This is a genomic window from Mesorhizobium sp. B2-5-13 (genome assembly GCF_006440535.1).
Taxonomy (GTDB): domain Bacteria; phylum Pseudomonadota; class Alphaproteobacteria; order Rhizobiales; family Rhizobiaceae; genus Mesorhizobium; species Mesorhizobium salmacidum.
Map to the genome: position 1 here is coordinate 186,424 of NZ_VFUI01000006.1, position 12,793 is coordinate 199,216.

The following is a 12,793-nucleotide window of genomic DNA, read 5'->3' on the forward strand; positions in this document are numbered from 1 at the left end:
CACCGGCCTGTCATGACCCTGCGTTACCCGCTTGCGCCAAAGCAAATGGGGAATCACTTTGCCATGACGGACGTCTCCGCAGATCTGGTTTTTCGCCGCGGCAAGGAAGTTGGAAAAGCCGTTTACCAGAACCGCCCGCTTTCGAAAGCCGGCATCTCCGAGCGGCTGTTCGCCTTCCTGTTTTCCGGCCTCGTCTATCCGCAGATCTGGGAAGACCCTGACGTCGACATGGACGCGATGCAGCTTGGCCAGGGCCACCGCGTCGTCACCATCGCCTCGGGCGGCTGCAACATCCTCGCCTACCTTACCCGCTCGCCGGCACAGATCGACGCCGTCGATCTCAACGCGGCCCACATCGCGCTGAACCGCATGAAGCTGGAGGCGGTTCGCCATCTGCCTTCGCAAGGTGACCTGTTCCGTTTCTTCGGTGCGGCGGACATGAGCCACAATTCCGAAGCCTACGATCGCTTCATCGCCCCGCACCTCGATCCGGTCAGCCGTCATTACTGGGAGCGCCGCAACTGGCGTGGCAACAGGCGCATTGGCGTTTTCGACCGCAATTTCTACCAGACCGGTCTGCTCGGCCTGTTCATCGCCATGGGCCACCGCACGGCGAAATTCTTCGGCGTCAACCCGGCCCGCATGATGGAAGCCAGGAACATCGGCGAACAGCGCCGCTTCTTCAACGAGGAGCTGGCGCCGGTCTTCGACAAGAAGCTTCTGAAATGGGCGACGTCGCGAAAAGCCTCGCTGTTCGGCCTCGGCATCCCTCCGGCGCAGTATGACTCGCTGATCACCTCCGGCGACGGCACCATGGCCAGCGTGCTGAAGGCCCGGCTGGAAAAGCTCGCCTGCGATTTCCCTTTGGAAAATAACTACTTCGCTTGGCAGGCTTTCGCCCGCCGCTATCCCGAGCCCGGCGAGGCCGCCTTGCCCGCCTATCTGGAAAAGCGCAACTACGAGACCATCCGCGGCAATATCGACCGCGTCGCCATCCACCATGCCAACCTGATCGAATTCCTCGCCGGCAAGGATGCCGGCGCCGTCGACCGCTTCATCCTGCTCGACGCACAGGACTGGATGACCGACGACCAGCTCAACGCGCTGTGGTTGGAGATCACCCGCACCGCCTCCGCCGGGGCCCGCGTCATCTTCCGCACCGCCGCCGAGCCGAGTCTGCTGCCGGGGCGCGTCTCGACATCGCTGCTCGATCAGTGGGACTATCAGAACCAAGCATCGCGCGAATTCTCGGCCCGCGACCGCTCCGCCATCTATGGCGGCTTCCACCTCTATGTGAAGCGCGCGGCATGAGCACGACGGAGCTGCCGGCCAGCCATGCCGAACTGATGGACGGCGTCTACCGCTGGCAGCGCCATATCTACGACCTGACCCGCAAATACTACCTGCTCGGCCGCGACCGGATGATCGCGGGGCTGGACGTGCCGCAAGGCGGCACCGTTCTGGAGCTCGGCTGCGGCACCGGCCGCAACATCATCCTCGCCGCCCGCGCCTATCCCGACACCCGTTTCTTCGGCCTCGATATTTCGGCCGAAATGCTGGAAACGGCCGGCAAGGCAATCGACCGCGAAGGCCTCTCGGATCGCGTCACGCTGGCAAGGGGCGACGCCACCGATTTCGATTCAGAGGCGCTTTATGGCGGCGAACGGTTCGACCGCATCTTCGTATCCTATTCGCTATCGATGATCCCGGGCTGGGAGAAGACGGTCTCGGCAGCACTTGCCGCGCTGGCCCCGACGGGCTCGCTGCACATAGTCGATTTCGGCCAGCAGGAAGGTTTGCCGGGCTGGTTCCGCACCTTGCTGCGCGGCTGGCTGAAAAAATTCCACGTCACGCCGCGCGAATCCCTGTGCGACGTTCTGGAATCGGAAGCCGAGCGAACCGGCGCAACCTTCCGTTTTCGCACGCTTTATCGTGGCTATGCCTGGCTGGCCGTGATCGGGCCACGGAGCTAGTTAAATGCAGCGCCTTCACCAGCGCCCCCACCAACGCCTGCGGCCGATAATTGAGCTTGGCCGGCGTTAGCCCGAGCCGCACCACCACCAATTGCTCGGATGGAATGATGGCGACGGTCTGCCCGTCATGCCCTTCCATCCAGTAAGTGTCCTTCGGCAGACCGGCGGCGACGCCGGCACCGGGGTTTTCCTCGTCGCCCGGTGCTTCGATCCACAACTGGCCCTTGCCGTAGACTTTCGAGGCGGATGCCGGCTCACGCATCCAATCGACGAAGCCGGCCGGCAGGACCTGATTGCCATTCCATACCCCGCCCTGCAGCAGGAACTGGCCGAACCGGGCCCAGTCATGCGCCGTGGCGTAGAGATAGGACGAACCGACGAAAGTGCCCTGCTCGTCGGTTTCGAGCACCGCGCTGTGCATGCCGAGCGGCTCGAACAGCGCCATGCGCGGCCACGTCAATGCCTTGGCCCTGTCGCCGATCGCGTCCTGCCAGAGGCGCGACAGCATCACCGCCGTGCCGCTGGAATAGGAAAACACCTTGCCGACCTCGCCGGTGAGGGGTTTGGAGCCGGCAAAACCCGCCATGTCGGGTTCGAGGTAGAGCATGCGCGTCACATCGGCGACGTCGCCATAGTCTTCGTTGAACTCCAGGCCGCTCGACATCGCCATCATGTCGGCAAGGCTGATCGCGGCGCGGCCATCCACCTTCCAGGGCGTGAACAGGCCCTTGTTGTCGACCGCCAGCTTGCCGTCCCTGATCAGTGTGCCGACGATGGCGGCGTTCACCGTCTTGGTCATCGACCAGCCGAGCAATGGCGTCTTGACCGAAAAGCCGTCGCCATAGCGTTCCGCGACGACCCGCCCGTTCTTGACCACGACGATCGCGCGCATGCCGGTGCCGGCCATCGCATTGTCCGCGACGATCTTCAAGATTTCAGGGTTCTGCGAGGCATCGACCCGTTCGCCCTCGGGCCACAGCGCATCCTGGCTTGTTGCCGCGGGTTCGGCATAGACCGCGGTGCGCCGCGCCTTGCCGACATCGCCGTCGGGAACCGAGGCGCAGCCCAGCCCGTCGCGGGCAACCGCCTCGCTCTTGCCGAGGAAACCAAGCAGGCCGGCCGACACCGTCCCCCGGTTCTTGTCGACGGAAACCCGCATCAAGCGCAGTAGCGGATGGCCGGGCGCCTGCACATCGACGGCCAGCACCTCGTTGGGGTCGCGCCCGGCGATGAAGACGTTGGAGCAGACGATCTTGGCCGAATAGCCCGAGCCGACGCGGATGAGTTCCGGCGGCGCGAAATAGAGCCAGGCAACCAGCGCGGCGATAGCCAGCACGATCAGGCCAAGCAGCCATTTGACGATCTTGACGATGATCCGCATCCATTGCCTCCCAGACACTCGCCTGACGTTTATGTCATCGAATTGCCGCCATTGCTTCCGCAAAATCGGGCTTCTTGTCGAGCGCCATAAACCAGATATCAACCATGATCGGCGATCACAGGGATGCATGTCGCCCAAAGTGCGCAGCGGTTTTGCGACGACGACATGCACGAAAAACGAATAGGCTGGGCGATGCGTGGGGCGATCGCCTGGAGGGGCCAGACCAACTTCGGCCATCAAGTGCACAGACCCATCAGCGACCGGCTGATTCCGGCTTGGAAGTTGCGATGCGCCGTCTTGCGGTCCTTTTCATGCTGACGCTGCTCGGCGCTTGCTCGACCGTGGACGATCTCTCGCCGCTGTCGCCGTCCGCGTCGAGCAGTCCGACGGTGGCCGTGCGCGCGCCGCGCTTTGCCGATTCCAAGCCGCATGAGTGGGACAGCGGCGCGCCGTGGAACTATGCCGTCCATGGCACCGACGTCTCCAAATACCAGACATCGATCGACTGGCCGACCGCCAAGGCCAGCGGTATCTCCTTCGCCTTCATCAAGGCAACCGAAGGCGGCGACCGATTCGATGAATATTTCAGCGAGCACTGGGCGCGCACGAAAGCCAACGGAATTCCACGCGCGGCCTATCATTTCTTCTATTTCTGCACGCCCGCCGCCGTGCAGGCGCGCTGGTTCATCCAGAATGTCCCCGTCGACCGCTCCGCATTGCCTCCGGTTCTCGACATGGAATGGAACCCGAACTCGCCGACCTGCCACCTGCGCCCCGACCCAGCCACGGTGCGCGCTGAGATGACCACCTTCCTTGAGATCGTCGAGCGGCGTTATGGCAAGAAGCCGATCATCTACACCTCGGTCGATTTCTTCGAGGACAACGAACTGTCGAGCTTCCGCGGCTATCCCTACTGGCTGCGCTCCGTCGCCGGGCACCCGCGCGAGAAATATGGCAGCCACCCCTTCACTTTCTGGCAGTACACCGGAACCGGCATCGTCCCCGGCATGACCGGCAAGTCCGACATCAACGTCTTCAACGGCTCGGAAGCCGCCTGGAATAAATGGTTGCGGCAGAACACCCGCTGACCCCGTGGCAACGGCAGCGAAGGCACTTGGAAGAAGGGGCCGCGGCAGAAGACCCGTTGACACCATGGCAACGGCAGCGAAGCCGCCTGGAAGAGGGGCCGCGGCAGAAGACCCGTTGACACCGTGGCAACGGCAGCAAGGGCGCCTCAAATAGGGCTGAAGCAGAAGACCCGTTGCCGCCGTGGCAACGGCAGCGAAGCCGCCTGGAAGAGGGGCCGCGGCAGAAGACCCGTTGACGCCGTGGCAACGGCAGCGAACCCGCCTCGAAGAGGGGCCGCGGCAGAAGACCCGTTGACACCGGGCCTGCCGCCTGCTTTTCGACACTGCCAGCGGTAAGAGTGCAACCGCAGGGCGTTGGGCTCTAGGCACGATAATGCCCTAGCACGATAATGCCCTCTTCGTTTCGAAAGGAAGCTGATGCGACTGCGTTCCCAAGCCCTCGCGGCGCTATTCTTGTGCGCCACGGCCTTGCCGGCGATGGCGCAGGAATGCGGCGGCGATTTCGAAACCTGGAAACAGGGCGTGGCGGCGGAAGCCAAGGCGGCTGGTGTCGGCGCCGTCGGTCTCGATGCGCTGGAGGACGCCAGGATCGACGAGAGGGCTCTGGCGCGCGACCGCGCGCAGGGCGTCTTCACGCAAACCTTCATCCAATTTTCCAATCGCATGATTTCTGCCTACCGGCTGAAGCAAGGTGCGGCGAACATGAAGAAATACGCCGATGTCTTCGCCCGCGCCGACCAGCAGTTCGGTGTGCAGGCGCCTGTCATCACCGCCTTCTGGGCGCTTGAAACGGATTTCGGCGCCGTGCAGGGCGACTTCCATACGCTGAGCGCACTGGTGACGCTGTCGCATGACTGCCGCCGCCCGCAGCTTTTCCGCCAGCAACTGGTGCCGCTGCTGGAACTGATCGATCGCGGCGTGCTGCCGGCCGATGTCACCGGCGCCTGGGCCGGCGAGATCGGCCAGACGCAGATCCTGCCGTCCGACTATCTTGCGCGCGGCGTCGATGGCGACGGCGACGGCGAGATCGACCTTAGAAACAGCGTGCCGGACGTGATCATGACCACGGGCAACAAGGTGCTGTCGCGCGGCTGGAAGCGCGACGAGCCCTGGATCCAGGAAGTGCGCGTGCCCGACGAGATGCCGTGGGACCAGACCGGCCGCACCAACAAATTGCCGCTGACACAGTGGGCGCAGTGGGGCGTCACCAACCCCGACGGTTCGCCGCTGATCGACAAGGGCCTGAAGGCCGGCCTGGCGCTGCCCATGGGCCGCAAGGGTCCGGCCTTCCTCACCTACGACAATTTCGACGTCTATCTCGAATGGAACCAGTCCTTCACCTACGCGCTGACCGCGGCCAACCTTGCCGCGCGGCTGGCCGGCACGCCGCCGCTCGATCCGCGCAATCCCGAGCCGGGTCTCGACAACGAGCAGATGAAGGCGTTGCAGACGAAGCTCGAGGCCAGGGGTTACGACGTCGGCACGGTCGACGGCATCCTGGGCACCAACACCCGCGAAGCCATCCGCAAGGAGCAGATGCGGCTAGGCCTGCCGGTGGATGGCTGGCCGACGCCGGAGCTGCTGGGAAAGTTGTAAGCGAAGGTCGATAGGCAAGCTACCCACCACACACTCCCTTCCTCTCCCGCACAAAATCGATGAACGCCCGCAAGGCTGGCGGCACATGCCGCACGCTCGGATGGTACAGATAGAAGCCGGGGAAGCTGGGCGACCAGGCCTCCAGAAACCGGACCAGCTGACCGTTCTCGATCCAGGGACGGACCTGATAATCAATCATGTATGCAATACCGGCACCACTCAGCACCGCGTTGAGCAGCAAGTCGGTGTCGTTGACGGTCAGCCTGCCTTCGACCGCGATTTCCAGCACCCTTTTGCCACGCGCGAACTCCCATCGGTAGATGTTGCCGCCGCCTGGCCATTGGAAGTTGATGCAGCGATGCTGGTGCAGATCGCCGGGATGACGAGGCGTGCTGCGTCCCGCGAGATAGGCGGGAGCGGCCACCGCGGCCATTTGCAGGTCCCCGCTCAGCTTCACCGCCACCATGTCTTTTTCCAGCCGCTCGCCGAGCCGAATGCCGGCATCGAAGCGTCCTTCGACAATGTCTGTCAGCATGTCGTCGACGATGACCGTCAGGCTGATATCGGGATAGACGCGCTGGAAATCGCCCAGGATCGGCGCGATGAACCGCATCGCGGCCACGCGCGGCACGTTGATGCGCAGCGAACCCGCCGGCTGATCGCGCGAGGCATGAATATCGGCGACCGCGCCTTCCAACTCCCTGAAAACGGGGCCAAGCCGCGTGAACAGCGTATCGCCGGCCGCGGTCGGCGATACGCTGCGTGTCGTGCGATTGAGCAGGCGGACACCGAGACGTGCCTCCAACTGCCGGATTGTCTGGCTGAGGGCCGGCGGCGAAATCCTGAGCCTGGCGGAAGCGCGGATGAAACTGCCCTCCTCCACGATCGTCGCGAATGCCTTGAGTTCGGAAAATTCAGACCCGCGCATTGTGTATCCCAGGCTTAACAGGCAGGTCAGATAATAGCCCATTATACGATCAATAGCTTCGGCCTATTTTCGACCGTGGAAGCCACATCGCGCGGTCACGAACGGTCGAAAGGAATTGATCATGTCTCAAACGCTTCAGGGCAAAACCGCGATCGTCACCGGCAGTTCGCGCGGCATCGGCCGCGCCATTGCCGAAGGGCTCGCCGCCAACGGTGCCAGCGTCGCCGTCAACTATGTCGACAATGCCAAGGCCGCTGACGATGTTGTGGCGGCCATCATCAGCAAGGGTGGCAAGGCAATCGCCATCCAGGCCGACATTTCAAATGCCTCCGACGTCCGCCGTTTGTTCGACGAAGCAGAAAGCCAATTGGGCGGTCTCGACATCGTCGTCGCCAATGTCGGCGTCGCCGTGATCAAACCGCTGGTCGAGGCCAGTGAAGCGGATTTCGACCTTGTTTTCGATACCAACGCCAAAGGCACGTTCTTCACGCTTCAGGAGGCCGCTCGCCGTGTGCGGGACGGCGGTCGCATCATCGCGGTCTCCACGGGCGGGACAAAAATGTTCTTCACCCACACCGCACTCTATCTCGGCAGCAAGGGCGCCGTGGAACAATTCGTGCGCGTGCTGTCGCGCGAGGTTGGTCCACGCGGCGTCACCGTCAATAGCTTATCGCCAGGCTTCACCGACACGGACCTGCTGCCGGAGCGCGATCGCGCCGTGGCGGCCGGCATGTCGCCCTTCGGTAGGATTGGTGCGCCGCGCGATGTCGCCGACGTTGCCGTATTCCTGGCCAGCGAGGAGGCCCGCTGGTTGACTGGCGAGAACATCCAGGCCGGCGGTGGCGTGGCTTAATCCGCCATCGTCTCCAGGCTCGCAAACCCTTGCGGCGCGTCGCCCTCGTCGAAGGGCGTCGTCACCTCGACGAATGTGTCGGGATAAAAGCCGTTGAAGCGAGTCCTGAGCGACAGCGAGTAGGCGCCGATATGGCCGATCTCGATCCAGTCGCCGGTATCGACGGTCTCCGGCAGCCAGAACGGCCGCGACAGGATGTCGACAGAATCGCAGGTCGCGCCGCACACCTTGAACGGCACGATTTTGTTCTCGTCGCCATTGCGCGCGCGGATCGCCGGATCGGGGATGAAGCGTGCCGGCAGCGTGATCTTGCCGGTCCATGAATCCGACAGCGACGCCCAGATGCCGTCATTGATGTAGAGCCGCTTGCCCTTGCGCAGGAGCACGCGCACGATCAGCGACAGGCAGCGCGCCACGATGACCCTGCCCGGCTCCGCCACCAGCGGAATCTGGTCGAACTGATATTCCTTCAGGTCGCCGGAGAGCCGCGACATGATCTGGCCGAGCGACGGCATCTCGATTTGCTTGCGGTTGGGATCGTGTCCGTATTCGGCCGGAAAGCCGCCGCCGACATCGAGCCCTGCGATGTCGAAGGTCAGCCGGTTACGCACCCAGTCGGCCGAGGCCAGTGCCCGCTCATAGGTGTCGGGATCCTCGATCTGGCTGCCGACATGGAAACAGAGGCCGACCCTATAGCCGGTGCGGTTCAGCCGCTCGGCGAGTTCGACCGCATAGGCCGGCCCGGCGCCGAATTTCTTCGACAGTTCGTAGGCGGCATGTCCCTTGGTCTGCACACGCACGAAGACGCTGACCGCGCCTGGGTCGATATCGAGCGCCCGCACCACCCGGGTCAGCTTGGTGATCTCGTCCTCATGGTCGAGCGAAATGACGCGGATGCCGTATTTTTCCAGCGCCAGCTTGATGTCCGACTGCGCCTTGACCGGGTGCATGTAGAGCATCTCGGCATCGGGCGAGATGGCGCGCACGGCGGCGAACTCGCCTGGTGAAGCGACGTCGAAAGCGGTGACTCCGGCCTCGACCAGCGTCTTCAGCACGATCTGCTCGCCATTGGTCTTCACCGCGTAGGCGGTCTTGCCGGGGAACATGCCCATGAACTGCAAGGCGTCGGCCTTGAGCACCTGCGGGCGGAAGCAGTAGACCGGGTCGTCCGGGCGAAGCGCCAGTGCCGCCTCGCTTGCATTCTCGAATCGCTGCATACGAATCCCCGACTTCAGCTCGCATAATTAATCCAAGCTAGCGGCTAGCGCATGACCCCGAAAGTCAATTCGACTTTCGGAAAGGATCATGCGCCAGGAATGAATCTCGCAGCGTCCTTTGCGCGTCTCTGGAGACGCGCGGCGCTGCAATGAAAACAATTCTGTGTCTCGCGCTGCTGACGGTGCGGCACTAGCCTTTTGCCGGGAAGCTTGGCTGTCGGTCAAGTTTCGGGTGGCCCTTGCCGCCGGACCCGATATGGCTTCTGCCTGGTTGGCCGGCATTCGAGCCGTCCGGGGAGGATAAATCACATGGTTATGGCAGCGGCATCTGCAGCACGCGGACCGATGACGCTCAGGGACTGGGGGCAGTTGCTGTTGCTCGGCGCGATCTGGGGCGGCTCGTTCTTCTTCGCCCGCATCGCGGTGGCTGAACTTCACCCGCTGGTGCTGGTTCTGTTTCGCGTCGCCATTGCCGCATTGGCGCTGCAGCTCTATCTCGGCTTGCGCGGCCCCTCCTTCCGTCCCGCCCTGCCGTATGCCGGCCTGTTCTTCCTGCTGGCCTTCACCAACAACGTCGTCCCCTTCTCGCTGATCTTCGCCGGCCAGACTCAATTGGGTGCCGGCGTCGCCTCCGTGCTCAATGCCACGACGCCGTTCTGGACGCTGATCCTCGCCAACGCTCTGACATCAGATGAAAAGCTGTCTTGGAACAAGCTCGCCGGCATCGCCCTCGGTGTCGCCGGCACGGCTGTGATGATCGGTCCCGGCCTGCTCGCGGGGCTTGGCGGCCCGGTCTGGGCCAAATTCGCGCTGATCGGCGCCTCGCTCTCCTATGGCGTTGCGCTGATGGTCGCCCGCTGCTTCAAGGGCGTGCCCTCGCCGGTCGTCGCCACCGGACAATTGACGGCTTCGACCATCATCATGATCCCGATCGTGCTCTTCGCCCACGGCCCGGCCGGCTTGTTCTCGGCCTCGCCGCCGGTGTGGACGGCGGTGCTGGCACTGGCGCTTCTGTCGACGGCCTTCGCCTACATCCTCTACTTCAATCTCGTCGCCTCGGCCGGGGCCACCAACGCCTCGCTGGTCACGCTGATCGTGCCGGCCAGCGCCATGCTGCTCGGTTTTCTGTTCCTTGGCGAACGGCTGGAATTGTTCGAGATCGGCGGCGTGGTGCTTATCGGACTCGGTCTTCTCACAATCGACGGACGAGTGTTCGGTCGCCGTTAGGGCCGGGCGAGGGATGGTCGCCGCGAAAGTCGAATGCGACTTTCGCGGCGGTAGCGCTGCCATGACACAGCATCGACACGCCACCGCCATAATTTATACACAGGCCTAAAGCGGGTTTTTCCCGAAGGGTTTCAACGGTTAAAGGCAAAACAGAGGTCGCGAATCTCACAATCACGTCGCAATGCAGCATATTTTCCGCTTGCCTGTGGCACAAATGAACCTAGACTCCAGGGCATAGCTCTTTAAGAGGAGGCTATGTCATGGGACTTACGAGGCCAATCAACGCATTGATGATTTGTGCTGCGTTTGCTTTCATCGGCGCCCTCATTATGGGCGTCCTTCCCTGAACCCGCCAAGATGGGGAAGACCAGCACCAGATAGTCTAACCAATTCGAAAGGCCGGGGTTTTTACCCGGCCTTTTGCTTTTCCAGCCGAGCCTTACGCAGCAGCGGAACCCGCCACCTCCGCCTCATGCGAGCGGATGCCGATCATGTGGCAGACGGCGAACACCAGATCGGCCCGGTTCATCGTATAGAAATGAAAATCGCCAACGCCGCGCTCGACCAGGTCCAGCACCTGTTCGGCCGCCACGGCGGAAGCCACCAGCGCATGCGTCTGCGGATCGTTCTGCAGACCGTCGAAGCGCTCGGCCAGCCATGCCGGCACCAGCGCACCGCAGCGCGCCGAGAAATTGGCGACCTGGGTAAAATTGTGCACTGGCAGGATGCCGGGAACAATCGGGATGTAGATGCCGGCGCGGCGCGCGCGCTCGACGTAACGCTCGTAGAGATCGTTGTCGAAAAAGAACTGGGTGATCGCCCGTGTCGCGCCATTGTCGACCTTGCGCTTCAGCATGTCGATGTCGGTGGCGAAGTCAGGGCTTTCCGGATGCTTTTCCGGATAGGCCGAAACCGAGATGTCGAAATCGCCGGCGTCCTTCAGCGCCCCGACCAGCTCGGCACCATTGGCGTAGCCATCCGGATGCGGCCGGTAGGCGGTTCCGACGCCCGCGGCCGGATCGCCGCGCAAGGCGACGAAGCGTTTGACGCCCATGTCGGTGAATTCCTGGATCACCGCATCGACCTGATGGCGGGCAGCATCGACGCAGGTCATGTGCGCGGCCGGCGTCAGGCTGGTCTCCTTCAGGATGCGGCCGATGGTGCGCGCCGTGCGCTCGCGTGTCGAGCCGCCGGCGCCATAAGTGACCGAGACGAATTTAGGCTTCAGCGGCTCCAGCCTTGTGACCGTGTCCCATAGCCTCGCTTCCATCTCGTCGTTCTTCGGCGGGAAGAACTCGAACGAAACCCTGACTTTGTCGCCGATACCGGGGCGGCGGGAAAAACGAAACTGGTTCATCAGGCGATTTCCCCTATCGAGCTCACTCTGGTCTGCTGGCTGGCGTTGGCGGGATCGGCGATCAGCAGGCGCCGGTCGCGGCCAAGCCAAAGCTTGACGGTGAGCCTGGCCTCGTTACCGCTGCGCGGTTCGAATTCCTGGGCATCCTCAAGATCGAGGCCGGCTTCGGAGAACCAGTCCCCGATCTGCCGGTCGGAAAAGCCGAGACGCATATGCGCGTGCTCGTCACGCAGGAACTCCAGCGCGTGCGGCGCGAAATCGACGATGACCAGACGGCCGGCCGGGCGCAAAAGCCGCGCCGCCTCATGGATGGCGCGGGCCGGATCGTCGAGATAGTGCAGCACCTGGTGGATGGTGACGAGATCGAAGGCATCGCGCTCGACAGGCGGCGAAAAAATATCGCCCTGCCGCACCTGCGCATTCGAAACGCCGGCCTTGTCGAGATTGGCGCGCGCCACCGTCAGCATCTCGCGCGACATGTCGATGCCGATGCCGCGCCGGTAGAGCGGCGAGAAGATTTCGAGCAGCCGCCCGGTGCCGGTGCCAAGGTCGAGCATGGACTGGAACGGCCGCTTGCCGACCAGCTTCAGCATCGCGGCCTCGACGGCGCGGTCGGGCACATGCAGCGAGCGGATATGATCCCAGCTTGCGGCGTTCTGCGAAAAATACGCGGTGGCGCGGTCCTGACGCTTGCGCTTGACCGAGGTCAGCCGCTCCAGATCGCGCTCGACCTGCGGGTCGGCGCCGCGAATGCTGGAAACCAGCCCCATCACGAAGTCTCGCGCCGAATCTGCGTCCGACAGGCGGAAGAATGCCCACGACCCTTCCTGGTAGCGGCCGATCAGCCCGGCCTCGAGCAGCAGTTTCAGGTGTCGCGAGACACGCGGCTGCGACTGGCCGAGAATTTCGGTAAGGTCGGAAACGGTGAGGTCGCCGCGCGACAACAGTGCCAATATGCGCAGGCGGCTGGATTCGGCCGCCGCCTTAAGCGTATCCACCATGGTGTCGAGCGAGACATGCATCAGCGTATTCTCTTTGAAAAAGATATAAACATATGTTTATGTCGATTTTGGCAACCTTGCAAGCGCTATGTCGCTTCCGGACCAGAAAATGCCGCATGCGTGATTTCCCAGTCCAGGTCACCCGAAACGTCAAGCGGTTTGAGACAATGGC

At 63.2% G+C, this 12,793-nt stretch carries 10 protein-coding genes and 1 pseudogene; 6 read left to right on the top strand and 5 right to left on the bottom strand.

What is annotated here, in order from left to right:
- The first annotated feature begins 12 nt into the window (after positions 1–12).
- Complete coding sequence (locus FJ434_RS13025; RefSeq protein WP_140747503.1) at positions 13–1,311, top strand: DUF3419 family protein; 1,299 nt, start codon at positions 13–15, stop codon at positions 1,309–1,311.
- Positions 1,308–1,961, top strand: a pseudogene (locus tag FJ434_RS13030) (class I SAM-dependent methyltransferase); the annotation flags it as partial. The gene FJ434_RS13025 and the pseudogene FJ434_RS13030, both read left to right, overlap by 4 nt.
- On the opposite strand, the gene FJ434_RS13035 reads toward FJ434_RS13030, so the two are convergent.
- Entirely contained in the window at positions 1,849–3,354 is a 1,506-nt protein-coding gene (locus FJ434_RS13035) for a serine hydrolase (protein WP_348640968.1), read from the bottom strand. The pseudogene FJ434_RS13030 and the gene FJ434_RS13035 overlap by 113 nt on opposite strands.
- A 287-nt stretch (positions 3,355–3,641) precedes the next feature.
- Between FJ434_RS13035 and FJ434_RS13040 the strand changes: the two genes are divergently transcribed.
- Positions 3,642–4,442, top strand: coding sequence for a GH25 family lysozyme (locus FJ434_RS13040; protein WP_140502396.1), 801 nt, complete (start codon positions 3,642–3,644; stop codon positions 4,440–4,442).
- A gap of 417 nt (positions 4,443–4,859) precedes the next feature.
- Complete coding sequence (locus FJ434_RS13045) at positions 4,860–6,038, top strand: lytic murein transglycosylase (RefSeq protein ID WP_140747509.1); 1,179 nt, start codon at positions 4,860–4,862, stop codon at positions 6,036–6,038.
- A gap of 19 nt (positions 6,039–6,057) precedes the next feature.
- On the opposite strand, the gene FJ434_RS13050 is transcribed toward FJ434_RS13045, so the two are convergent.
- Entirely contained in the window at positions 6,058–6,966 is a 909-nt protein-coding gene (locus FJ434_RS13050) for a LysR family transcriptional regulator (protein WP_140717576.1), read from the bottom strand.
- A 121-nt stretch (positions 6,967–7,087) separates the two neighbouring features.
- Here FJ434_RS13050 and FJ434_RS13055 point away from each other — a divergent pair, with 121 nt between their 5' ends.
- Positions 7,088–7,819 (top strand): SDR family oxidoreductase, encoded by a 732-nt coding sequence (locus FJ434_RS13055; RefSeq protein ID WP_140747512.1) that lies wholly within the window; start codon positions 7,088–7,090, stop codon positions 7,817–7,819.
- Here FJ434_RS13055 and FJ434_RS13060 read toward each other — a convergent pair.
- Positions 7,816–9,036 (bottom strand): alanine racemase, encoded by a 1,221-nt coding sequence (locus FJ434_RS13060; protein ID WP_140747515.1) that lies wholly within the window; start codon positions 9,034–9,036, stop codon positions 7,816–7,818. The genes FJ434_RS13055 and FJ434_RS13060 overlap by 4 nt on opposite strands.
- 309 nt (positions 9,037–9,345) lie before the next feature.
- Here FJ434_RS13060 and FJ434_RS13065 point away from each other — a divergent pair, with 309 nt between their 5' ends.
- On the top strand, positions 9,346–10,263 hold the full coding sequence (locus FJ434_RS13065) for a DMT family transporter (protein ID WP_140747518.1): 918 nt from the start codon (positions 9,346–9,348) through the stop codon (positions 10,261–10,263).
- A 439-nt stretch (positions 10,264–10,702) separates the two neighbouring features.
- On the opposite strand, the gene metF is transcribed toward FJ434_RS13065, so the two are convergent.
- Together metF and FJ434_RS13075 are read right to left on the bottom strand one after the other, a co-directional pair.
- Complete coding sequence (gene metF / locus FJ434_RS13070) at positions 10,703–11,620, bottom strand: methylenetetrahydrofolate reductase [NAD(P)H] (RefSeq protein WP_140747521.1); 918 nt, start codon at positions 11,618–11,620, stop codon at positions 10,703–10,705.
- Positions 11,620–12,642 (bottom strand): metalloregulator ArsR/SmtB family transcription factor, encoded by a 1,023-nt coding sequence (locus FJ434_RS13075; RefSeq protein WP_027141621.1) that lies wholly within the window; start codon positions 12,640–12,642, stop codon positions 11,620–11,622. The genes metF and FJ434_RS13075 overlap by 1 nt, the downstream gene beginning before the upstream one ends.
- Between the last annotated feature and the right edge of the window lie 151 nt (positions 12,643–12,793).